Annotated in this window: 24 protein-coding genes; 21 read left to right on the top strand and 3 right to left on the bottom strand. The window is 37.4% G+C overall.

Going from position 1 to position 24,150, the window contains the following annotated elements; genetic code table 11:
• Nucleotides 1–57 precede the first annotated feature (57 nt).
• The 20 genes from EJF36_RS10995 to EJF36_RS10900 all read left to right on the top strand — a co-directional run bounded on the left by EJF36_RS10995 (nucleotide 58) and on the right by EJF36_RS10900 (nucleotide 20,724).
• Nucleotides 58–942, top strand: a complete 885-nt coding sequence (locus tag EJF36_RS10995; protein ID WP_125906367.1) for a 3-hydroxyacyl-CoA dehydrogenase family protein — start codon at nucleotides 58–60, stop codon at nucleotides 940–942.
• Nucleotides 942–1,721: an enoyl-CoA hydratase gene (locus EJF36_RS10990; protein WP_125906366.1), complete on the top strand. Its 780-nt coding sequence runs from the start codon at nucleotides 942–944 to the stop codon at nucleotides 1,719–1,721. Before EJF36_RS10995 ends, EJF36_RS10990 begins: the two co-directional genes overlap by 1 nt.
• A gap of 22 nt (nucleotides 1,722–1,743) precedes the next feature.
• A complete protein-coding gene (locus tag EJF36_RS10985; RefSeq protein ID WP_260471877.1) occupies nucleotides 1,744–2,160 on the top strand; it encodes an acyl-CoA thioesterase in 417 nt (138 codons plus the stop codon).
• Nucleotides 2,161–2,420: 260 nt separating this feature from the next.
• On the top strand, nucleotides 2,421–3,494 hold the full coding sequence (locus EJF36_RS10980) for a phosphotransferase family protein (RefSeq protein ID WP_125906364.1): 1,074 nt from the start codon (nucleotides 2,421–2,423) through the stop codon (nucleotides 3,492–3,494).
• A gap of 11 nt (nucleotides 3,495–3,505) precedes the next feature.
• Nucleotides 3,506–4,261 carry a 2-phosphosulfolactate phosphatase gene (locus EJF36_RS10975; RefSeq protein ID WP_260471876.1) on the top strand — a complete coding sequence of 252 codons (756 nt, stop codon included), beginning with the start codon at nucleotides 3,506–3,508 and terminating at the stop codon, nucleotides 4,259–4,261.
• A 4-nt stretch (nucleotides 4,262–4,265) separates the two neighbouring features.
• Nucleotides 4,266–6,035 carry an acyl-CoA dehydrogenase family protein gene (locus EJF36_RS10970; RefSeq protein WP_125906362.1) on the top strand — a complete coding sequence of 590 codons (1,770 nt, stop codon included), beginning with the start codon at nucleotides 4,266–4,268 and terminating at the stop codon, nucleotides 6,033–6,035.
• Nucleotides 6,036–6,087: 52 nt separating this feature from the next.
• A complete protein-coding gene (locus EJF36_RS10965) occupies nucleotides 6,088–6,870 on the top strand; it encodes an SDR family NAD(P)-dependent oxidoreductase (protein WP_125906361.1) in 783 nt (260 codons plus the stop codon).
• 52 nt (nucleotides 6,871–6,922) lie between these two features.
• Nucleotides 6,923–7,699 carry an enoyl-CoA hydratase/isomerase family protein gene (locus tag EJF36_RS10960; protein WP_125906360.1) on the top strand — a complete coding sequence of 259 codons (777 nt, stop codon included), beginning with the start codon at nucleotides 6,923–6,925 and terminating at the stop codon, nucleotides 7,697–7,699.
• 19 nt (nucleotides 7,700–7,718) lie between these two features.
• Nucleotides 7,719–8,693 carry a quinone oxidoreductase family protein gene (locus tag EJF36_RS10955; RefSeq protein ID WP_125906359.1) on the top strand — a complete coding sequence of 325 codons (975 nt, stop codon included), beginning with the start codon at nucleotides 7,719–7,721 and terminating at the stop codon, nucleotides 8,691–8,693.
• Between the two features lie 122 nt (nucleotides 8,694–8,815).
• Complete coding sequence (locus tag EJF36_RS10950; RefSeq protein ID WP_125906358.1) at nucleotides 8,816–9,679, top strand: branched-chain amino acid ABC transporter permease; 864 nt, start codon at nucleotides 8,816–8,818, stop codon at nucleotides 9,677–9,679.
• Nucleotides 9,679–10,683, top strand: a complete 1,005-nt coding sequence (locus tag EJF36_RS10945; RefSeq protein WP_125906357.1) for a branched-chain amino acid ABC transporter permease — start codon at nucleotides 9,679–9,681, stop codon at nucleotides 10,681–10,683. Before EJF36_RS10950 ends, EJF36_RS10945 begins: the two co-directional genes overlap by 1 nt.
• A gap of 5 nt (nucleotides 10,684–10,688) precedes the next feature.
• Nucleotides 10,689–11,462, top strand: a complete 774-nt coding sequence (locus EJF36_RS10940; protein WP_125906356.1) for an ABC transporter ATP-binding protein — start codon at nucleotides 10,689–10,691, stop codon at nucleotides 11,460–11,462.
• Nucleotides 11,446–12,153 carry an ABC transporter ATP-binding protein gene (locus EJF36_RS10935; RefSeq protein ID WP_125906355.1) on the top strand — a complete coding sequence of 236 codons (708 nt, stop codon included), beginning with the start codon at nucleotides 11,446–11,448 and terminating at the stop codon, nucleotides 12,151–12,153. Before EJF36_RS10940 ends, EJF36_RS10935 begins: the two co-directional genes overlap by 17 nt.
• 91 nt (nucleotides 12,154–12,244) lie before the next feature.
• Complete coding sequence (locus tag EJF36_RS10930; protein ID WP_125906354.1) at nucleotides 12,245–13,462, top strand: ABC transporter substrate-binding protein; 1,218 nt, start codon at nucleotides 12,245–12,247, stop codon at nucleotides 13,460–13,462.
• A gap of 64 nt (nucleotides 13,463–13,526) precedes the next feature.
• Complete coding sequence (locus EJF36_RS10925; protein WP_185806881.1) at nucleotides 13,527–14,468, top strand: alpha/beta hydrolase; 942 nt, start codon at nucleotides 13,527–13,529, stop codon at nucleotides 14,466–14,468.
• 14 nt (nucleotides 14,469–14,482) lie between these two features.
• The gene (locus EJF36_RS10920; protein WP_260471875.1) at nucleotides 14,483–15,373 is read left to right on the top strand and encodes a haloalkane dehalogenase; all 891 of its coding nucleotides are present in this window, start codon (nucleotides 14,483–14,485) and stop codon (nucleotides 15,371–15,373) included.
• The gene (locus EJF36_RS10915; protein WP_260471874.1) at nucleotides 15,370–17,046 is read left to right on the top strand and encodes a long-chain fatty acid--CoA ligase; all 1,677 of its coding nucleotides are present in this window, start codon (nucleotides 15,370–15,372) and stop codon (nucleotides 17,044–17,046) included. The genes EJF36_RS10920 and EJF36_RS10915 overlap by 4 nt, the downstream gene beginning before the upstream one ends.
• The gene (locus EJF36_RS10910; RefSeq protein WP_125906352.1) at nucleotides 17,046–18,038 is read left to right on the top strand and encodes a phosphotriesterase family protein; all 993 of its coding nucleotides are present in this window, start codon (nucleotides 17,046–17,048) and stop codon (nucleotides 18,036–18,038) included. The genes EJF36_RS10915 and EJF36_RS10910 overlap by 1 nt, the downstream gene beginning before the upstream one ends.
• An 83-nt stretch (nucleotides 18,039–18,121) precedes the next feature.
• Entirely contained in the window at nucleotides 18,122–19,297 is a 1,176-nt protein-coding gene (gene megL / locus EJF36_RS10905) for a methionine gamma-lyase (protein WP_125906351.1), read from the top strand.
• A gap of 323 nt (nucleotides 19,298–19,620) precedes the next feature.
• Nucleotides 19,621–20,724, top strand: a complete 1,104-nt coding sequence (locus tag EJF36_RS10900) for a PRK06851 family protein (protein WP_395940585.1) — start codon at nucleotides 19,621–19,623, stop codon at nucleotides 20,722–20,724.
• Nucleotides 20,725–21,054: 330 nt separating this feature from the next.
• On the opposite strand, the gene EJF36_RS10895 is transcribed toward EJF36_RS10900, so the two are convergent.
• Together EJF36_RS10895 and EJF36_RS10890 are read right to left on the bottom strand one after the other, a co-directional pair.
• Nucleotides 21,055–21,522, bottom strand: a complete 468-nt coding sequence (locus tag EJF36_RS10895; protein WP_125906349.1) for a cupredoxin domain-containing protein — start codon at nucleotides 21,520–21,522, stop codon at nucleotides 21,055–21,057.
• Between the two features lie 117 nt (nucleotides 21,523–21,639).
• The gene (locus EJF36_RS10890) at nucleotides 21,640–22,917 is read right to left on the bottom strand and encodes an MFS transporter (protein ID WP_125906348.1); all 1,278 of its coding nucleotides are present in this window, start codon (nucleotides 22,915–22,917) and stop codon (nucleotides 21,640–21,642) included.
• A gap of 127 nt (nucleotides 22,918–23,044) precedes the next feature.
• On the opposite strand from EJF36_RS10890, the gene EJF36_RS10885 reads away from it, so the two are divergent.
• Nucleotides 23,045–23,473 carry a DUF2383 domain-containing protein gene (locus EJF36_RS10885; RefSeq protein ID WP_125906347.1) on the top strand — a complete coding sequence of 143 codons (429 nt, stop codon included), beginning with the start codon at nucleotides 23,045–23,047 and terminating at the stop codon, nucleotides 23,471–23,473.
• A gap of 10 nt (nucleotides 23,474–23,483) precedes the next feature.
• Here EJF36_RS10885 and EJF36_RS10880 read toward each other — a convergent pair whose 3' ends face one another.
• A complete protein-coding gene (locus EJF36_RS10880; protein WP_125906346.1) occupies nucleotides 23,484–24,113 on the bottom strand; it encodes a LysE family transporter in 630 nt (209 codons plus the stop codon).
• Nucleotides 24,114–24,150 lie beyond the last annotated feature (37 nt).

The raw sequence follows: 24,150 nt of genomic DNA, 5'->3' as shown, positions 1-24,150 counted from the left end.
AATTTTCCTAATCTTACAAAAATAACATACTAACTGGTTAGTATATAAGAGGAGAGGATTTTTGTGCAAAATATACGAAATATTTGTGTAGTTGGAGCGGGACAAATGGGCCATCAAATTGGAATGCTCTGTGCATTAGGTGGTTACGAAACCGTTATTGTGGACGTAAACGAAGATGCATTAAAGAAGGCTGACACACTCCTTCAAAGTATTATGGAGAAATGGGTAACGAAGGGGAAAATTTCTGAGGATGCAAAAGATGCAGCATTTTCGAGATTACAGTTTAAGACAGACCTCGAGGATGCTGCAACAAATGCAGATTTGGTTATTGAGGCTGTAGTTGAAAAACTTGATGTTAAAAGAGAGTTATTTGCAAAACTTGATAAAATTACACCATCTCACGCTATTCTTGTAAGCAATAGTTCTACAATAGTAAATTCATTGATAGCCGACGTCACAAATCGAGCAGATAAGGTATGTAATATGCATTTCTTCTATCCACCACTCGTTATGGATTGTGTTGAGGTTGTAATGAGTGACAAAACATCTGACGAAACAGCGCAAACAACAATGAATGTATGTAAGCAGATCGGTCGCACAGGTGTGTTACTACGGAAAGAAATATCAGGTTTTATTGCTAATCGGATTCTTGGTGCCTTACAGCGTGAGGCGGTTCATTTGTATGAATCAGGAATTGCCGATTATAAAGATATTGACGTAATTTGTCGTAAAGCACTTAATCATCCCATTGGTCCGTTTGAGCTAATGGATTTATCGGGTATTGATGTTGGCTATTTCGTAATGCAACAGCGATATGCAGAAACGGGAGATCCACAAGATAAACCTGCAGCTTGTATTGAGGAAAAAGTAAAGGCTGGACATCTTGGTAGAAAAACAGGAAAAGGTTTTTATGATTACGCTAAGGAAGGGGTAAAAAATTAATGAGTCAACTAGTGTCCTATTTTGTTGAGCAAGGTGTCGCAGTTGTAACAATTGATAATCCTCCTTTGAATGTTATGAGTAAGCAGGTATTCCAAGAACTTTCAGAGGCTTTCTCTGAATTGCAGGAAAATAAAGAGGCAGTCGCTGTCATATTGACAGGTGCTGGTAATAAAGCTTTTATGGCTGGGGCAGACATTAAGGAGTTTCCTAACTTAATTGGGAAAACGGGAATAAAAAGTGATTTTCTTGAAAGTCATGCGGTACTAAATCAAATTGATAACTTCCCTAAGCCGACTATAGCTGTTTTGAACGGACTTACCTTTGGCGGCGGGTGCGAATTGGCACTTTCATGTGATATTCGTATTGCTGAAGAGCATACACAAATTGGCTTGCCAGAAATCAAGCTTGGGTTATTTCCAGGTGGCGGTGGTACACAACGTTTACCACGATTAATTGGTGAGGCACTAGCAAAAGAAATGATGTTTACAGGAGAACCAATTTCAGCCGCTAAGGCAGAACGTATTGGTTTAGTTAATAGAATCGTGGAGAGTGGAACAGGTCTTTCTGAAGCAAAGAATATGGCTGCGAAAATCGCTCGCTATTCGTTACCAGCACTTTCAAGAATAAAGCAAGCGGTAAATGTGGGTCTAAATAAAACTCTTGATGAGGGAATTGATTATGAAGCAGAGCTGTTTGAAGAGGTGTTTCAAACAGAGGATATCCGCGAGGGCGTCTCAGCTTTCATCGAAAAACGAAGACCAGTGTTTACCCATCGTTAAGTTATATAAGGAGGCTTTTGTTTTGAAGCATGTATCAAATGTCACAGTGCGTTTTAATGAAACAGACGCACTGGGACATGTAAATAATACAAGTTATTTCATTTATTTAGAAGAAGCTAGAATCCGATTCTTTGAAGAACTGGGATATGGCATGAGTACTGACGGTTGGGAGTTTATTTTGGCTTCTACAAAATGTGATTTCTTAAACCAATCGTATTTTAATCAAAAACTTTCTGTAACAACGACTGTCACTAGAATAGGACAAAAAAGTTTTAAATTGGCTCACGACATCTTAGATAGCAATACGAATCAGCTCATAGCAAGCGGCGAAGCGATTATCGTCTTTTTTGACTTTAATGCTCAAAAAAGTGAAAGACTTCCTGACGCGTTACGTTATAAACTCGAAGAATATTTGCAAAGGGAAGTACTTGAGAGTTAATAGAGCAGTATTTTGAATTTCTTGTGAAGGCACCTTGAGTTTTTGATTAAGTATGTGTTAAAGGAGAATGTTGATTTTTTGTTTGATTTTGATTGTAGCGGAATGCACGATAGAAGACAAAAGATTAAGTGCGCCACAACCTAAGCTGAGTTTGTTTGATTATTTTTATAATTACGAAAGGACGTTACAAAATATCGGCTGTTGTAGCACGGCACTTTGCACAAGATTGCAGCAGTTTGATACAGGTTAGGAGTGAGGAAATGTCAACAGCGTATAGTGACACGATTCCCGTCAGAAGTGGCGAGGAGTTAAATATAAACTCTTTACATCAGTATTTGAAAGAGCATTTAACGGAGTACCCAGCAAACATAAACGAAGAGCTTTCTATAAGGCAGTTTGGAGCAGGCCATTCTAATTTAACTTATGAGCTGTCGGTAGGTAGTTGGCAAGCTGTTTTACGTCGACCTCCACTTGGACCAATTGCCCCTAAAGCTCATGATATGGAAAGAGAACATTTTATTTTACAAGAAATTAATCCGTATTTTAAAGTTGCCCCACGTCCATTACATTTTTGTGATGATGCAAGTGTAATAGGAAGTCACTTCTTGTTAATGGAGAGAAAGCAAGGGATTGTTTTAGACACATCTTTTCCTGACAATATGAATTTTTCTGAAGATATGTGTGAACGTGTTTCACAAATAATGGTTGATCAACTTGTTAACCTCCACTCTATAGATTATAAAGCTACTAAACTTGCATCTATAACTAAGCCAGATGGATTTCTCGAGCGTCAGGTTCATAGTTGGATTAAACGTTTTCATAAAGCGAAAATAGATGAAGTATCTGGACTTGACCACTTAACCAACTATTTAGCTTCAAGTATTCCAACTTCCGGAGATTCAACTATCATACATTATGACTACAAACTAAACAACGCCATGCTTTCTGAAGATGCAACCTCTATGGTAGGTTTGTTTGATTGGGAAATGACTACAGTAGGAGATCCTCTTGCTGATTTAGGCGTTGCTATGAGCTATTGGATTGAAGCAGATGACCCAGAGCTTTTGAAAACAGGTCTCGGAAAACCACCAGTTACTATTCATAAAGGGTTTTACACAAGAGAGAAATTTATAGAGTCGTACGCTAAAAATAGTGGTCGTGACGTTACAAATATAGATTTCTACCTAACGTTTGCTTACTTTAAATTGGCTGTTATTTGTCAGCAAATCTATTATCGATTTAAGAAAGGGCAAACTAATGACCCGCGCTTTGCAAAGTTCCCTATTTTTGTTGAGAGTCTAGTTAAATATGCACTTCAAACTGTACATGATTAGGGGGCATCATTGTGGGCCGTATTCATGTTTTACTCAAGAAAGAGGATATTGATGAAGTGAAGATACAAGATGATAAGGTTGCGATTGTACTAGATATATTATTAGCAACATCGACAATTACATCTGCGTTACAGCATCAAGCCCATTCTGTAATTCCTGTGCTTAATAAAGAGGAAGCAGAACAAGTAGCTAAAAATTTTGTTAAAGAAGAGATTGAACTAGTAGGAGAATATGAAGGAAAAACTCTTGATGGTTTTCTTGATCCGAATCCATTAAGTTTGCAAAAACAAATCGTTAATAAAACAATGATTCTGTCGACTACAAATGGAACAGTAGCGATACGAAAATGTGAAGGGGCAAAGGAAATATTTGTTTGTTCCTTATTGAATGCCAAGGCTATTGCTAAAGCTGTTACGTCTAAATTTAAAGAAGAGACAATCATAATAGTTTGTTCAGGCTCATCAAATAATTTCTGCATGGAGGATTTTTATGGAGCAGGCTGTTTAATTAAATGTTTGCTTGAAGAATTCTCTCAATGGGAACTGACAGATGCTGCGAAGGCATCGTACAAATTTTATAAAGGTATTCAGAGTGGAGAAGATCTTCTTCGTGAAACGAGAGTTGGACAGATGTTATTGCAGTATGGTTTTGATGAAGAATTAGCATATGTAGCAAAGGAAAATCAATTCGATGTCGTGCCTATTGTAACAAACAATTCTCATATTATTAACAACTCGCTTTGTTTATCTGGAAAGGAAGGGGATTAAATTCATGACAGAAACAACAAAGAACGTAAGAGGAGCAGGCTTCTTATACGAGAACAGTGAGGAAATCATCTTTACACCAGAGGATTTTACAAATGAGCATAAAATGATTGCACAAACGGCAAAGCAATTTATTGAAAAAGAGGTAGATCCTCATAATGAAGCTATTGAAAATCAAGATTTCAAGAAAGTAGTTTCATTACTTCAAAAAGCAGGAGAGCTAGGTTTATTAGCTCATAGTATTCCAGAAACGTATGGTGGACTTGGACTCGACAAGATAAGCAAAGGGTTAGTCGGCGAAATCATTGGTCGCACCAGTGGGTACGGGGTAGCTCACTCGAATCATACGTGCATAGCCACATTACCCATTACGTATTTTGGAACAGATGAACAAAAACGAAAATATTTACCTAAACTTGCCAGTGGTGAATATATAGGGGCATATTGCTTAACAGAGCCTGGCTCTGGTTCAGATGCGTTAGCAGCAAAAACAACAGCTGTTTTAAATGACGCAGGAACACACTATATACTAAATGGAACAAAAATCTATATTACAAATGCATTTTTTTCAGATACGTTTATTGTTTATGCAAAGGTAGACGGTACAAAATTTACGGCATTTATTGTTGAAAAGGATTTCCCAGGCTTATCACTTGGACCAGAAGAAAACAAAATGGGGATAAAAGGTTCATCGACAAGATCTGTCATTATGGAGGATTGTCTTGTACCCGTTGAGAATCTTCTTGGTGAGGTTGGTAAAGGACATGTTATTGCGCTGAATGTTTTAAACTTAGGTCGGTTCAACCTTGGCTCAGCTTGTATGGGCGCTGCAAAATATGGTTTAAAGCTAGCTCTTCAATTCACGAGCGAACGTCAACAATTTGGTCGCTCGATAGCTGATTTCCCAGCTACAAAAGAAAAAATTGCTAACATGGCCGCCACAATCTATGCTGCGGAGTCTTTACAGTACCGAACAGCAGGCTTATTGGAGGATGCTCTTGGTGAATTGTATGATAGCAACAATTACGATGAAGTGGCCAGAAGAATGATGGAGTACGCCACTGAATGTGCGATTTGCAAAGTGTTTGGATCTGAAACACTTGATTACGTAGCAGATGAAGCTTTACAACTACATGGTGGAGCAGGTTTCATTAAAGAATATAAAGTTGAACAAATGTACCGTGATTCAAGAATCAATAGAATTTTCGAAGGAACAAATGAAATTAATCGACTTCTCATTCCGACGCATTTGTTTAGAAAGGTTTCTAAAGGAGAGTTACAGTTAGAAGAACAAGTACAAAAAGCTCTTTTAGATATGCAAACACCAAAGTATTCATTTACAGGAATACTAGAGCGTGAACAAGAAGCAGTTCAATTATTCCGTCGTCTGTTCTTAGTATGTGCTGGGTCAGCGTTCGAAACATATGGTGCGAGACTCCAGGAAGAACAGGAAGTTCTCATGAAGCTGTCTGATTTAGCAATTATGCTATTTGCTTCACAATCAGCAGTGTTAAGAAGTATGCAAGCAATTTCTAACAATTCCGCTGAAAAAGAACAAGCAAAGGTTCTCTTAACAAAAGTGTTAGTTGATGAATACATTTATGCTGTCAGTAGTATAGCGCAAAAGCTATTACTATGTGTGACTGATGGTGAGAAAGGAATTGCGTTACGCAACCTTGTTACGAAAAACCTGTCCGCAATTCAAGAGCAAGGATATAGTGAAAGAAAAAGACAGCTATCATCAATTTTACAAGAGAAAGTAGATTATAGCTGCTAATGGTAGCCATTGGCTTCTAAATAGACAAAAAAGGGCAGAAGGGGGCTCGGAAATGCGTTTTTTACAAACTGTGGCAGTTGTTACAGGAGCAGGTAGTGGTATTGGTGAGGCAACAGCAATACGTTTAGCGCAAGAAGGAGCCAAAGTAGTACTAGTTGGTCGTACATTAACAAAGCTTGAAAAAGTTGCTAAACGGATTAACCACGCATTCAAAATACCAGCAGCTGAAATTTTTCAAGCAGATGTTACAAACGAAGAAGATATTCTAGAATTAGTTAATTTTATAAAAGAACATTATGGGGATCTACATGTATTAATTAATAATGCGGGTGGATCATCTCAATCAAAAATACTTGGAACATCAAGTGAGGATTGGGATTATGTACAAACGACAAATCTGAAAAGTGTATTTTTAGTCTCAAAGCTTTTAGGGCAGTTAATGGTTGAAATGAGTAAACAAGAGGATGAGAAGTTGCGGCGCGACCGGTCAATTATAAATATAGCATCGTTGTCAGGATACAAAGCCGGGTCTCATATACCACACTACAGTGCTGCAAAGGCTGGTGTAATTAATTTTACAAAAGCGTTAGCACTCGAACTGTCTCCATTTGGTATTCGTGTTAACTCAGTCTCACCAGGTTTTGTAGAAACACCATTAACAGAGGACGGCTTGCAAAATGAACAATTTGCTAAAGCTATTCGGAGAAATACAGCATTAAAAAGAGTAGGAAAGCCAGAAGAGATTGCTAGTGTTATTACTTTTGCAGCATCACAGGAGGCTTCGTATATGACTGGATCAGATTTACTAGTTGATGGAGGCTGGTTAATAACGTAGAAGTAAAGCATAAAGGTTCATTCTTAAATAATATAATGTAAGGAGACTATACATGCCTAATCATTTAATAGTTGAACATAACGGTCCCATTCTCTCTATTACGCTAAATAGACCAGAAAGTCTAAATGCTTTTAGCGCAGAAATGATTACTAGCTTGACAGATTCCATTCGTGAAGCAGCTCAAAATCCGAATGTACGGGTTGTTGTATTATCAGGAGCTGGGCGAGCTTTTAGCGCTGGAGGAGATGTAAAAACAATGGGTCAGGTCGATGCTGTGCAAGTGTATGAACACATCGGCCACTTAAACGAATGTATTATTGCCATGAAATCTTTACAAAAACCAATTATTGCGGCGGTGCATGGTTTTGCTGCAGGAGCTGGATTCAATTTAGCACTTGCAAGTGATTTAATCGTTGCAGCTATTGATACAAAATTTATTTTGAGCTTTCAACAAGTAGGTTTAGTGTCTGATGGTGGCGGATCATATTTTCTCCCACACCTTGTTGGTGTGCATAAAGCTAAAGAGTTATTGATGACTGGTGAAGCCATTACTGCTGAAGAAGCGCAGCAGTTAGGTATTGTGAACAAAGTATTTTCTCTCGATACTTTGCAAGAGGAAACCACCTCTTTTGCACTAAAACTTGCTAAAGGTCCAAGTTTAGCATTTGGTCAAATGAAAAAGATTGTAGATCAAGCGTTAACCTCAAATTTATCAGATATTTTAGAACAAGAGAGAATCACACAAACTATGATGATAGCATCTTCGGATCATTTGGAAGGTGTAAATGCATTTAAAGAAAAACGTCGACCGCACTTTTTAGGAAAATAATGGTAGGGGAGTTTTGTACATGAAAGCCATTCAAATAGAACAATATGGAGGACCTGAGGTTCTGCAGCTTGTTGAACTAGAAAAGCCGACACCTCATGGATATGAAGTATTAATTGAAGTAAAAGCAATTGGAGTCAATTATGCTGATACGGCACGACGTGAAGGGGCATATGTGTTGCCAACACCATTACCATTTATTCCGGGTGCAGAAGTAGCGGGGGTGGTGGTTGCTGTTGGTGATAAAGTAAAGAATGTTGCGATTGGATCAAGAGTAGTTACGCTTATTTCTCAAAATGGGTACGCTGAATATGCTATAGCTGATTCTAGATTTTTAATTCCAGTTCCTGAGGATACTTCATTTGAAACAGCTGTTGCCATACCGTTACAAGGCCTAAGTGCTTATCATGTTATAAAAACAATGGGACAATTTATAGAAGGTGAAAGTATCCTTATTCATGCATCTGCTGGCGGTGTAGGATCATTAGCTGTTCAACTTGCTCGAATATGGAAAGCAGACAAAATCATTGCGACTGCTAGTTCATCAGAAAAGCTATCTCTTGCTATGGAATTAGGTGCAACTCATGGTGTTGATTATACGAAGAGCGATTGGGAAAAAGAAGTACTGCAGATTACTGAAGGTCGAGGAGTGGATGTTGCTTTAGAAATGGTGGGTGGAGAAGTGTTTTATAAAACATTAAAATGTTTAGCACCATTTGGTAGATTAGTTATTTATGGTGTCGCTAGTGGGGAACAAGCACGATTCTATCCATCCTCGTTAATGGCAAAGAATCAATCCGTTGTCGGATTTTTCTTGCCACAAATTATGAAGAAGCAACAATTATTTCAAAGTAGTCTACAAGAGTTATTGCAATTTGTCGCAAGCGGGGAACTTAAAGTAACTATTGGTGGCACGTATTCTCTTAGTGAGGCTATGACCGCTCATAGATTATTACAAAGTCGTCAAACTAAAGGAAAGTTAGTACTAATACCATAAACAAATGAATTTAACTAAAAATGGAGGGTAGCATCCTACCCTCCGTAGGAACATTTATCACTACTGCGATATAAATATTCTGAAAATAATAAATATTTTAAAATAAAGGAGGGTCCGAAACTATGATGTTGTTTCTTCAGCAACTATTGAATGGTCTTACTATTGGCAGCGTTTACAGCTTAGTGGCTTTAGGTTTGACACTTGTTTTTGGGATATTACATATTCCTAATTTTGCTCATGGTGCATTCTACATGATTGGAGCTTATGCAACGCTATTAATTATGACTAACTTAGGTGTTCATTATTGGTTAGCTGTAATACTATCCATTCTTATAGTTGGTTTGTTGGGTGTTTTGTCTGAAAGACTTATATTTCATAGATTAGGAAATGCTGATCCTCTTCGCATTATGGTGGCAGCAATTGGCATTTTGTTATTCTTCGAGTCACTTGCACACTTAATCTGGGGTGCCGATTATCAACGCATGACTACACCATATGGCAGTCCTGTTTCGTTTTTTGGCATTACAGTTACCGCACAGCGCATTCTGATCATTGTAGCTGCTGTTATATTAATGGTACTTCTTCATGTATTCCTAAAGAGAACGTTAACTGGCAGAGCTATAATGGCGATGGCACAGAATAGAGAAGGAGCCTTCTTAGTTGGGATTAATGCAAACTTTGTGGCAATGCTGACATTTTTTATAGCTGGTGGTTTGGCTGCTGCAGCTGCTTCATTAGCCTCACCTATAAATTTAGTGTATCCGACTATGGGGAATCTTGTTATTATGAAAGCCTTTGTCATCATAATCATTGGAGGGATGGGGAGTATTCCTGGTGCTATTGTAGGCGGTTATTTGTTAGGTTTGTCAGAGAGTTTAGGTGCAACGTATATTTCTAACGATTATAAAGATTTAATTGCGTTTATTTTATTAGTTATTATTTTAACAGCTAAACCTACAGGATTATTTACGAAGGAGGTACATTAATGCAAAGACTGTTCCAAAGTAAAGTAATCCTCTCCATATTATTACTTGCAGCAATTGTATTTCCACTTGTTACGCAAAACAATTATTATAAGCAAGTGTTAATACTCGTATTTATATGGTCTATAGCTGTATATGGCTTTAATGTTATTTCGGGTTACATTGGTCAATTGTCACTCGCTCACTCAGGATTTTTCGCGATAGGTGCGTATGCAGTAGGATTGTTAACTACAAAAGCTAATGTGCCCTTTTGGATAGCCTTCTTCATAGCTCTTGCTATTACACCTGTTTTAGGTGCTCTCGTAGGTGTTGTCGCCTTACGGACTCGAAATCATTTCTTTGCCATTTATACGATGTGTGTGGGGTTCATTATTTATCTGATTATTGATAAATGGGATGAACTTACTGGTGGTGTTCGTGGGTTAATTGGAATACCGACACCTGCTCCTATAGGACCAATATATTTTGACTCCATTTTATCTCAATACTATTTAGTTTTATTTTTTCTCGTCACAACCATTTTTGTGATGCACCGAATAATACATTCTTTGCTTGGGCGAACCTTTGTTGCAATTCGAAACAGTGAGCAGCTAGCACAAACGATTGGTATCTCTATTATGAAAAATCAATTAATTGCGTTTGTTATATCTACTTTTTTTGCAGGATTGGCGGGGATTTTGTATGCCACATTTATTCGTTTTATCGGGCCAGATATAGCATCTACTATGATTACATTCGAGATGCTTTTATACTTGCTCGTTGGAGGTATCGGTACTTTAACGGGTCCTCTTCTTGGTACGTTTATTATTGTTACTCTTACACAATCACTGCAATTTTTAGAAGAATATAGAATGATTATTTTTGGGCCTATTGTTGTACTCATCATGCTCTTTTATCCGAGAGGAATTGTAGGTGGGTTTTTAGAATTTCGTGCTTTTCTTAAATCTCGACAGACTAAAAAGAGAAAGCAAAAAGCTGTAGAGAAAACAGTAGAGGAGGTGGGATAAAACATATGTTACTAGAAATAAAAAAGCTGTCAAAGACATTTGGTGGATTAAAGGCTGTTCAAAATGTTGACTTTGTAATTGAAGAAGGAAAAATAACAGCAATCATAGGACCAAATGGTGCTGGTAAATCAACATTTTTTAATTTACTTAGTGGTTTTATTCAACCAACCTCCGGACAAATTTTATTTAATGGAAAGGACATTACAAGCTTAAAATCAAACCAAATCGCTAAAATTGGTATGGGGCGTACATTTCAAACGACGAACTTATTCGCAGATTCAACAGTGTTAGATAATGTCATTATCGGTTACCGATTACGTACCAAGTCCAATTTATTTGATGCAATTCTGCGCACAAAACGAGAAAAGCGTGAAGAAGCACAAGCGTTAAAAAAGGCATTATCAGTTCTAGAATTTACCGATTTATTGCATTTAAAAGATAAGTATGTACGGTCGATTCCACAAGAAGCACAAAAACGTGTTGCGATTGCTCTTGCTTTAGCAACAGACCCTGTCATTATTTTGTTAGATGAACCAGCAGCAGGAGTCAATCCGGATGAAACGGTTGGATTAACAACGTTAATTCGTAAAATTGCTGATTCTGGTGTGTCTGTATGCATAATTGAACATAAGATGCAAATGATTATGAGTTTAGCAGATAAAATAATGGTTCTAAATCAAGGTGAGAAAATTGCGGAAGGTGCCCCAGAAGAAATTAGTAAAAACAAAAGAGTTATTGAAGCTTATTTAGGGGGTGCTGTTCATGCTAACGCTCAATAATATTTTTGCGAATTATGGTCGCTTTGAGGCACTTCAAAATGTGCATTTAGAAATAGAAAAAGGGGAGTTAGTTGTATTACTCGGTGCAAATGGAGCAGGAAAAAGCACTTTGTTTCGTGTAATATCTGGTTTATTAAAACCAAGTAAAGGTGATATCTTATTTGAAGACAAGAGAATAAACGGTCACCCACCAGGTAAGCTTGTTCATGACGGTATAGTTCAATGTGCAGAAGGTAGAAAGCTATTTGCACAAATGAGTGTGCATGACAATTTACAGCTTGGAGGATATACGTTTCGAAGGCATAAAAGAATAGTAAAAGAATCTATAGAGGAAATCTATGAGCAATTTCCAATACTATATGAAAAGCGACAAGCCCCAGCTGGTTCCTTAAGTGGGGGACAACAGCAAATGCTTGCAATTGGTCGTGCGTTAATGTCAAAACCTAAACTTCTAATGCTAGATGAACCATCCTTAGGTCTTGCCCCTTTAATTGTTGAACAAATGTTTACAATTATTGAGGATATTAATAAGCAAGGAGTGACAATTTTACTAGCTGAACAAAATGCCAATGCAGCGCTAGATATCTCACATAGAGGTTATGTCATTGAGAATGGACGTAATGTATTAGAAGGCAGTAAAGATGAACTCTTGCAAAATGATGAAGTAAGAAAAGCTTATATTGGCGCTTGATGTAAGCGTTGTCATTTGGAAGGGGGGATTTTCATTAAGTTTTACGCATAAAAAGTTGAAAACATAAACTATAAATTCGAGGGGGAAAACTATGAAAAAATTATTCATTTCTTTAACATTACTATTCATTCTTGTCATTTTCACAGGATGTGGAAACGCTGATACTACGACAACATCACCTTCAGACAATTCAAATGATCAAGCATCAACAACGGATGTATCTTCTGAATCTAGTGAAGAGAAAACAGTATATATTGGTTTTAGTGGTCCATTGAGTGGTCCAGCGGCTTTTTATGGTGAAAATACGTTGAGTGGTGTAGAAATGGCAGCAGATGAAATTAATGCTGCAGGAGGATTTAAGGTGAATGGTGATACTTATAAAATTGAGATTGTGAGTTTAGATGATAAATATCTACCTAATGAAACAGGGACAAACGCAAGAAGATTAGTACAAGAAAACGATGCGTCTATTATTTTTGTGCCACATAGTGGTGGTGTTTTTGCAACACAAGTGTTCAATGAACAGGATGGATTTTTAATTGCAGCTTACACATCTGAACCGAAAATTCAAGATCAAGGCAATAAGTTAACATTAAGTATTCCGCCGGCATATAACGCATACCCAGAACCATATAGCGACTATATGATGGAACGTTTTGGCAAGAAATTAGCGTTACTTCCAACAGCGACACAATATGGAAAAGATTGGACAGAAACACTAGTTCCTGTATGGGAAAGTATGGGAGGAGAGGTAGTCTTTGATGGTTCAATTGACTTTTCAAAGGATACTGACTTCTTTACGATTGTCACTAATGCATTAAATGAAAAGCCTGATGTATTATTCGTCGGTGGACCTTCTCAACCCACCGCTCTAGTTATTAAACAAGCTAGAGAACTAGGCTTTAAAGGCGGATTTATGGTAATGGATCAGGCAAAGTTTGAAGAAATGGAGCCGGTATTAGGTGGATATGAATTGTTAGAAGGGGCAATCGGTGCATTGCCACTCGTTGAGAGCGAAGCACCAGGTGGTCAAACTTTCGCAAAGAAGTATGAAGAGATATTCGGAAGAATTCCAACAGCAGAAGGTGGTTTTAACTATCAAGCGTTACACGTTTTAGTAAATGCTATGGAGGCTGCTGGAACTGTATCAGATCCGAATTTGATTATGGAACATGTAAATGATGGTATTCAGGCTCTAGCGGATGAAGAAATGGTTTGGTATTTGTCAGGCCTAGAAGAGGGTAGGTTTGATTGGGATACAGCCATTTTTGTTGTAGAAAACGGGAAGCTTGTGCAAGTGATGGAATAATATTCAAAAACTGCTATCCTACAAACTGATGCTTTGTAGGATAGCGTTTAAGGAGAGATTAGTGATGACGTTGCATCCGCAAGTAGTTAGTATTTTACGGACTATGGCTGAAGCCGATTTACCAGCTATTGATACATTGCCTCCTAACGTAGCAAGAGAAGTATTTTTGAAATCATTTTCGTCCTTTGACGTTGAAGTGCCTATCTTCAAAGTTGAGGATATTGAAATAGCAGGTTACCAAGATGACATTAAAATCCGTGTCTATACACCCGATTTAGAAAAGAATGTCCCATGTCTTATATATTTTCATGGCGGCGGATGGGTAATTGGAAATATTGATAGTCATGATGCTTTATGTCGAGTTATCGCAAATGAAAGTCACTGCGTTGTTGTATCGGTAGATTACAGTCTAGCACCTGAAAATAGATTCCCAGTTGGTCTAGAAGATTGTTACAGAGCAGTGGAGTGGATATATTCACACGCTGAGAACTTGCACATTAATCGAAATAAATTAATTGTTGGTGGCGATAGTGCAGGGGGGAATTTAACTGCTGCCGTCTTACAGTTACTAAGGGATAGATGGTCAACGCACATGGTTTGTGGGCAAGTATTAATCTATCCAGCTGTTGCTTCTTCGGTAACAGATTCTCATCGACTGTTTGCTGAAGGGTATTTTCTAACACTATCTGAGATGAAATGGTTCAGAGACCATTATATTCGTAGTGAAAGTGATTTACAAAACCCTCTTGTTGCACCACTTCTACAGGACGATGTTTCATATTTACCACCTACTTATATTTTGACAGCTGAATATGATCCTTTGCGCGATGAAGGAAAAGCATATGCCGAAAAGCTGAAAAAGGCAGGAGTTTTAGTTTCCTCAAAGCAATATGAAGGTATGATTCATGGGTTTGTGAGCATGTTCGCAGCTCTTGATGATGGAAAGAAAGCCATTCATGATATTGTAGCCTTTATGCACAAAATAACAAAAGCAGTAGAAATGTAGGAGGTGGGAATAAGGTGGAGATTTCTACATTTAATGAACAGTATCGTAAAACAATCAAAATTTTAGACACTGAAATGGCGTATGTTGACGTTGGAGAAGGAGACCCTGTCGTGTTTTTACACGGAAATCCTACATCTTCATATTTATGGCGAAACGTTATTCCCCATGTTGTAAATACTGGTAGGTGTCTTGCTCCTGATTTGATTGGCATGGGTTTTTCAAGTGTAACACCAAACGGTTCATATCGATTTGTCGATCATTATTGTTATTTAGAGGCGTGGTTTAATGCTTTAGAACTTGAACGAGTTACGCTTGTTATTCATGATTGGGGTTCTGCCCTAGGATTTCATTGGGCCAATTTACATCGAGAAAAAGTAAAGGCTATAGCTTATATGGAGGCTTTTGTAAAGACAGTGACATGGGAAGAGTGGCCAGAGGGTGCTCGAAATATCTTCCAAGCGATGCAATCACCTGCAGGCGAGAAAATCATTTTAGAAAAGAATCTATTTATCGAACGGATTTTACCATCTAGTGTAATAAGACATTTAACTGAAGAAGAAATGAATGCTTATCGCCGCCCATTTTTAATTGCTGGTGAGCGAAGACGTCCAATGTTAACGTGGCCTAGAGAAATTCCTTTTACTGGAGAACCAAAAGATGTTAAAGAGATTGTTGAAGCCTATAGCACTTGGCTACAGTACTCTAGTATTCCTAAATTGTTTATAAATGCTTACCCAGGTTCCATATTAATTGGTAAACAGCGTGACTTTTGCAGGTCATGGGTTAATCAACAGGAAGTCACGGTAAATGGATTACATTTTATTCAAGAGGATTCACCAGAAGAAATTGGAAATGCTGTAAAACAATTTATTGCACAACTCCAATTAAAGGAAGTGAACAAGTGAAAAATCTGAATCACTTTACACATTGGCCAAAGAGAGTATCTAAAACTTTGTCTATTCCAGAAACATCCATTTATCATAATTTACAAATTGCATGTGAGCGCTACCCACATAAGATTGCGGTACATTATTACGGCAATCATATTACGTATTATGAGCTTAATGAGTGTGTTTCTAATGTTGCTGGTTACTTACAGCGAAAGCTCAATGTGAAACGTGGAGATCCTGTACTGCTATACATGCAAAATTCGCCACAATTTATCATAAGCTACTACGCCATATTAAAAATTGGTGCGATTGTGATACCGATAAATCCGATGAACACAGGTGAAGAATTATCCTTTTATATTAAAGACTGTGGAATTCGACATGGGCTTGTTGGTCAAGAATTACTTAACCGATTAGATGGGTTATTTGATTCAACTAGCTTAGAAAAAGTTATTGTCGCAGCTTATAGTGATTATGCTGGTCACGAGGAAGAAGCACCTCCTGAAGTTAAGGCAGGAAGGCAAACAATTACATCATCTTATATAGATAGCTGGGAAGCTGTTATTCAAGCAAATTATGAATCTATACCTATTCCAACACGTAAAGATGATATTACTGTTATGCCATATACTTCGGGCACAACGGGTTTGCCGAAAGGGTGTGTCCATACTAATAGCACTGTGCAAGCAAACATTGTAAGCGCGTATCACTGGATGAACGCTACGAGTGATTCAGTTCATTTATTAACGTTACCTCTATTCCATGTAACAGGCATGGTACATAGTATGCATGTACCATTGTATGCAGGAGCCGCAATGGTGATCATGACAAGGTGGGACAGAAAGTATGCTGCTAAATTGATAGAACAATACAAGTGTACACATTGGGTCAACATTAGCACTATGTTGATTGACTTTTTAGCAAATCCTGAGCTTGCTCACTATGATATAACTTCATTGTCTAGCATTGCAGGTGGTGGTGCTCCATTACCAGAAGCCGTAGGAGAAAAGCTATTTAATTTGACAGGTTTAAAATTCGTTGAAGGCTATGGCTTGAGTGAAACCATTTCCCATACACATTTTAATCCACCTGACCGTCCTAAGCTTCAATGCTTGGGTATCCCATCTTTTGATGTAGATGCAAGAATAATAGACCCTGTTACTCAGGCAGAGCTTGCGGTAGGTGAGATAGGAGAGATTGTCGTAAATGGGCCTCAAGTTTTTATGGGCTATTACAATCGTGATGACGAAAATAGAAGCTCCTTTATTGAATTAGATGGGAAAACTTTTTTTCGAACGGGTGATATTGGACGCATGGATGAGGAAGGTTACTTTTTCATTGTTGATCGTGTGAAACGTATGATCAATGCTGCTGGCTTTAAAGTATGGCCTACTGAAATAGAATCAATGCTATATAAGCATCCTGCGGTACAACAGGCATGTGTCGTAGGTGTTCCTGATCCTAGACGCGGTGAATCAGTAAAAGCATTTATTATTTTAAATGCTGATTACACAGGAAAAGTATCTGAAAGTGAAATTATAGATTGGGCTAAGGAAAAGATGGCTGCTTATAAATATCCTAGGTCAATAGAATTTAGAACTTCGTTTCCTACAACATCTAGTGGGAAAATTTTGTGGAGAAAATTACAAGAAGAGGAATGGCAAAAACAGGGGGGGATTAAACAGTAATGAAAACAGTTCAAACGGTTACAGGTCCTATCTCAGTGGAGCAGCTTGGGAAAACATTAATTCACGAGCATTTTGTATTTGGTTATCCGGGTTTTCAAGGTGATAATACGTTAGGGGCATTTGATAAAGAGTCAGCATTAGAAATGGGTATTGCAGTAGCAAGACAAGTAATGAGCTATGGTATAAGATCGGTTGTTGATCCAACGCCTAATGAGTGTGGTCGGAATCCAGAGTTTTTACGTGAAATTAGTGAAAAGTCAGGATTGCAAATTATTTGTGCTACAGGGTATTACTATGAAGGAGAAGGTGCCACACCTTATTTTAAATTTCGCCAAGCACTTGGTACGGCCGAGGAAGAGATATATGAAATGTTCATGAAAGAGATAACAGACGGGATTGCAGGTACAGGTATAAAACCAGGTATAATTAAGCTAGCCTCTAGTAAGGATGAAATTACACCTTATGAACTCATGTTTTTTAAAGCAGCAGCTCGAGCACAAAAAGAAACAGGAATTACAATTCTCACTCATACTCAAGAAGGTACAATGGGACCAGAACAAGCAGAGCTTCTCATTAGTCTAGGTGCTAGACCAGAAAATGTAGTGATAGGGCATATGTGTGGAAATACTGATGTAGATTATCATAAACAAACATTAAAAACAGGAGTTAATATTGCTTTTGATCGATTTGGTATACAAGGGATGGTTGGTACACCAATGGATGCACAACGTATTACGACACTTTTATCGTTACTAAGTGAGGGATATGCCAATCGTATTATGCTAAGTCATGATACAGTAAATGTTTGGCTTGGTCGTCCACCTGTCATTCCTGAACCGTTTTCTAATATGATGACTAATTGGCATCCTGGTCATTTATTTGAGAACATACTCCCAACATTGAAACAAAATGATGTAACTGACGAACAGATAACTTTTATGTTTGAAGCAAATCCCAAACGTCTATTTAGCAAACAATCTATAGAAGTTTAGACGTTACTTTTGTACAGCGTGAAAATGTATCCGTTTACAAATAAACTCCATATTATACAGTAGACGTATTACAGGAGGTTGCTATGAAACAGTTTGAGACTAAATTAATTCATAACGGTTACGAAAGTCGTAAGTATTTTGATAGTTTAGTACCACCTATTTTTCAATCTGCTACTTTCACATTTGAAACAGCAGAGCAAGGTGAAGCAAGGTTCAGTGGTGAAACAGGAGGGTATATTTATTCCCGTTTAAATAACCCAACTACACAAATACTTGAGGATCGTATAGCTGTTCTTGAAGGAGCAGAAAAGGCGTTAGTCTTTAGCTCTGGGATGGCAGCAGTATCAGCGGTGTTACTATCATTAACAAAAGCTGGCGATCACATATTATGCTCTGAAGGAGTTTATGGCTGCACATTTGGCTTATTAGAGATGATTAAGGAAAAATATCAAATTACTCATACGTTGTCGCCTATGCAAGCTGAAAGTGACCTACATGAGAGTATCAATGAGAACACGGCTTTAATTTATATTGAAACTCCGATAAATCCTACAATGAAGGTGATAGATTTACAGATGGTTGCGGGTATTGCATCAAAGTATAATATCCCTGTTATAGTAGATAATACTTTCTCTAGTCCGTACTTACAGCAACCATTAGCACTTGGCTGTGATGTTGTTGTTCATAGTGCAACAAAATATATCAGCGGACACGGGGATGTTATTGGTGGTTTGGTAGCAGGTAAGAAAGATCTTTTGGAAGAAATCTCAATGACAACGCGTAAGGATGTCGGTGGCACAATGTCACCGTTTGATGCCTGGTTGTTATTGCGAGGGTTAAAAACATTGCATATTCGTCTAGATCGTCATACGGAAAATGCTACCGCGATTGTTAATAAATTAAAAACACACTCAAAAGTAGAGAAGATATTTTATCCAGGAGATAAAGACAACATACATTATCCAATAAGCAAAAATCAAATGCATGCAGGGGGCGGTGTGCTGTCCTTTACCATACAGGGAGATAAAAAGTGTGCCCAAACATTTCTCAACCATTTAAAGCTTATTAAAATTGCCGTTAGTCTTGGTGACGCCGAAACACTTATTCAACATCCTGCTACAATGACACATGCAGTAGTTCCTGAGGAAGCTCGACTGAAAATGGGCATTACAGACAACATGTTACGCCTGTCTGTTGGACTAGAGGCGTGGACAGACATTTGGGCTGATTTGGAGCAGGCACTTGAAGTAATTTCATAGTTTAGTAGTAAGTGGAGCGAAAGCGCTTTGCTCAGCCCGACCAGCTTAAGATGTACCGCTTAGGAAGGTTGTTCCCTCCGGAGGGGGCGGTCTTAAGATCTCGAGGGGCTAGACGCTGGAGCTAGACACTAATTTAGGTTAAAAAACTTATGTTTTCTTTACGTAAAAAAGCTCAACGATTGTAGTTGAGCTTTTTTACGTGTAAGAAAGAAAATGTTATAGCATATAGAATAAATATGTGAATTGGGCAAACACCTAAAATGTAATAGATGCATATGTTGCTATATACACTTTGTTATTTTTGTAGAAGGGAAGTGCGTACTTTGACTGGTACAATTCGTAATTATTACGCAAGTGGTAATACTGCACGCGGTTCTTTCAGTTTGTTCGATTCAAATCTTGAAGACTTAGATATGATCTATATTTTAAAAGGTGGACCTGGAACAGGGAAATCATCACTTATGAAAACTATTGGGTATAAATGGTTGGACTTAAACTACGATATAGAATTTTTACACTGTTCGTCTGATAACAACTCTGTAGATGGGCTAATTATTCCTGAATTAAAAGTAGGAATTGTGGACGGTACAGCTCCACATATTATTGAGCCTAAATTCCCTGGGGTTATTGAACAATATATAAATCTTGGCGTAGCTTGGAATACACAAGAATTAAAAAATAATAAAGACCAAATTAAACAACTAACGAAAAGTGTAAATAAAGCTTTTTCAACTGCCTACACACTGTTTGGTGAAGCATTGATAATTCACGATGAGTGGGAAAAAATTTACATTGATAACATTGATTTTAATGCATGTAATAAGCTAACTGAAGAGTTAATCGATACATTCTTCAAAAGCACTCTTACGAAAACATCGAAAGTTCGCCATCGCTTTTTAGGTGCTGCCACACCAAAGGGTCCTGTTGATTTTATTGAAGATTTAACAGTCGATGTGCCACAACGCTACTTTATAAAAGGTCGTCCAGGATCAGGTAAGTCTACTATGCTTAAAAAATTAGTAACACAGGCTCAAGAAAGAGGCTACGATGTTGAAGTGTATCATTGTGGTTTTGATCCGAATAGTCTAGATATGGTAATTATGAGAGAATTAGGCATCGCTATTTTTGATAGCACAGCACCGCATGAGCATTTCCCAAGTCGTGAAGGTGACTCTATCATTGATATGTATGAAAAAACAATAAAAAGCGATACGGATGAAAAGTATGCCGATAAAATAACAGACGTAGCAAAACGCTATAAGGAAAAAATGCAAGAGGGAACCTCTTACCTAGCACAAGCAAAACAGATACATGATAAATTAGAGTCGTTTTATGTTCAAGCAATGGACTATTCTGTTGTTGACCGTATAAGAAAGCAAATTGAGATTGAAATAGAAAAACAAGTAGCGAAAATTGATTTGAAATAAAATATGCAGAGCGTTTACCTATCTGCAATGCTCGTAACTAAACACTAAAGTTATGTCTTAGGCAGTTCTTATTTCTAAAGATTTTTAAAGTTGATTTTTTTATAGCGTAATTATAATGCAGAAGGTGCGAGATCTCTCTAATGTGCTAGTATTTCCAATCCGATGAACCTTCTACGCACTTATTATAAACGTACAGTAAAAAACTATGAACGGGATATACCAAGTTGTAAAGTGCCGAACAGGGTCCCGTTCGTCCGTCTTGAAATAAAATAGAGCTAAAAATAAAAAGTGTCTGCACAAACATTTAGCAGACACTAACTTACAATTTTATTAATCTACAACAATGTAAGCTATCATTGGCCCGTTTGAATTAATATCAGGATGAGTTTTACAAATGAGACGGTAAATTCCTTCTTTATCAAACGTAACATCAATAATAGTTTCTTGTCCTTTCTTTACAACTCCTTCAATATCAGTTCCTTCAATGTAAAAAGGATGTTGGTCCCCATTTACGCCAAATATACTAATTTGAACAGGCTCACCTTCGCCAACAAAAATGGTACCTGGGTCCCATCGATAAGCCTCAATCTCCTTGCCATCAGATGTTTTTGACTTAAATTCGCCTGTAACAAGATTAATGACCCTAGGCTGCTTATCTTCCGTAGCGGCAGCTTGTGACATAGTGGGAACTGTTGCACTTGTCCATAAAATGTTCCAAACAAAAAATGCAGTAATACCAACAGCTATAGCACCTATAAAGAAGGCAAAGCCCTGTTTTGATAACCAAATGACGCGCATTTTGTGCCACCTCCTAAGCTTGATTACTAATATATATGTCAACATAGGTACAGAACTTGTCTATTTTTATAAATTTTTTTATAAAAAAAGAGCTGTACATTTTTTTCGACAGCTCTATTACTTGCTTTTGTGTGATGTAAATAAGCTTGGTGCAGCTTCAAATCCAGATGTTTGTGTAGCTAATCCTCCACCAGGATTTTTCTCCTCTGAAGGTTTAATCGCAAAAAACGTAACAAATGCAGCGACTATGCTTAAAGAGGCTAGTGCGATATATATTAATTGAGGCTGCCATTTATCAAGCAGAGCGACTAGAGGAGGACCTGCAGCAACTCCAATAAAGCGCATACTAGAGTAAAATGAGGTAATTGTGCCACGCTCCTGCTTGTCTATCCCTTCCGTAATAAGTGCATCTAAACATGGAAGAGATACGCCAATGCCGATTCCTGATATCGTTAAAACTGTTAGCATAATATAAATATTCAAGTCTTTTTGCATAAAAAAAAGTGGTGCTGCAGCGACTAAATTACCAACAAAAATAATCCATTTCATTAGCCCTTTATTTCTTCCTATTTTCTTTCCTGTTACGTAAGATGCTACACAAAGCATGAGTAAGGGAATGGCAAGAACAGCGCCTTTTAATATCCCATCAATTTTGTATTTTGATTCAAGGACAGAAGAAATGTTAAACAAAAACCCAAATAACACTAGCATATTAATGCAGCCAATGAAAAATATGGCGAATAACCAACGACCTTCTTGTCTAAAAATTTGTTTAACATGACCTAAGAAAGTGTGGAAATCCTCTGTTTTAATGTGATTTTCATTTTTAGGCGTTTTTATTAAAAATATCACAAGTATAATCGCTATTATGGAAAAAGCAGGAATAGATGCAAATGGTGCAAACCAAAACCAAAATGCTAATAGTGAGCCTAAAATTGGACTTAATACCTTTCCAAACGTGTTAGCTGTTTCAATAACACCTAATCCTTTACTCACTTGAGCTTCATCTTTAAATAGATCACCAACGGTCGGCAAGACCACAGGGAATGCACCTGATGCACCAATACCTTGTAAAAAACGTCCTGCTAACAGTAACCAATAAGGATTATCAAGCTTCCAAGCAGCAAATGTGGATACTGCTCCACCTATACCAGCAATTATGAGGCTAGGAACAATAACATTTTTACGTCCAAGACGATCTGATAAATACCCAGCTATTGGTATTAGTAGTATTGCGACAACGGAATATACCGTGATAATCATACTAGACTGAAAGGAGGAGATATCAATTTTTTTCTCAATTGTCGGTAGAACAGGGATAAGCATAGAATTGCCTAATGTCATTACTAAAGGGATTGATGCAAGAGCAAACAAATCCCATTTTTTATCACTCATATATATTCCTCCAAAAGCCTTGTTGAGAAACTAATTTACATTGTTATAATCAACATCTATAAAAAAATTATTCGATTGACCAATAATTAACACGGTATTTACCATACTAACAATGAGGTGATGGCTAATGGAAAACACAGTAAAGGAATTAAATGAATTTTTAAAAGGACATTATATGGCTATTCATGGATATGAATCTTTAATTCAACACATAGACAACGACGAAGTGAAAAATGCATTCCAATCCATTCAGCAAAACCATAAAGAGCATGCAAGTAAGGTAGCTGAACGAATACAAGATATTGGAGGGGAACCCTTAGATGGCGTCGGGGTTGTTGGCTCAATAGTGGAGACCTTTAACAATTTCAAAGATGCTAAAATGACTGACGAGGACTTAATAAATAAAGCTTGTGAAGCGGAAGATAGAGGTATCGCGATGTCTGAGGAAGTCGTTCGCGGGGATCTTGATAACGAGAGTTTACAATTAATAAAGAGCATTTTAACAGAAGACAGACTTCATGTAAGTGAATTACATAAATTGAAAGAGAGGCACTAAGGGCCTCTTTTTATCGGAGCAGAACAAGATAAGCCTGAATACCAAAATATATTCCAAATCCTACGAGAGTAATACCCGATATTATAGATATGCAGACTATAAGAAAAGGGGTGAGAATTTTCCGGAACCTACTAGAAATAAATGCCATCATAAAGTCCCAAAGAAGTACGCCTAATATGATAGCACTACTATATAAATAGAGCTCTAAGTCATCAAATGTTTTTGCTGTTTTAGCAAGTATTGAACCATATATGCCTAACCAAAATAAAATGTTTAACGGATTAGCCAAAGCCATAAAAAAGCCCGTTAAATAGGTTTTAGTGAGAGAGTTATTATGAATATTGCGATTGCTAATCAATATTTTATTTGCCCCCTGAATGCTTTCAACTCCAGTATATGTAAGGACAAAAAAACCAAATAGCCATAAAAAAACTTGCATAAATGGCTTTTCTAAAAATGACACCACACCCATGTAAACCACACCCATATAAATAATGTCTGCAGTTACGGAACCGAGACCAATAAACCAAGAATGCAAAAATCCATTTTTTAACCCTTTGTCAATTTGTAACGCATTAATGGGACCAATAGGAGCAGCTAGTGACAAGCCTAGAAAAATATAACTAAGAAAAATACTCATTGGATAACTCCCTTTCATCTACAGCATACTTTTACAA

The organism is Bacillus sp. HMF5848 (assembly GCF_003944835.1).
Taxonomy (GTDB): Bacteria; Bacillota; Bacilli; order Bacillales; family HMF5848; genus HMF5848.
Note: the sequence above shows the minus strand (reverse complement) of the source record. Positions and strands in the feature narration are given on the sequence as shown.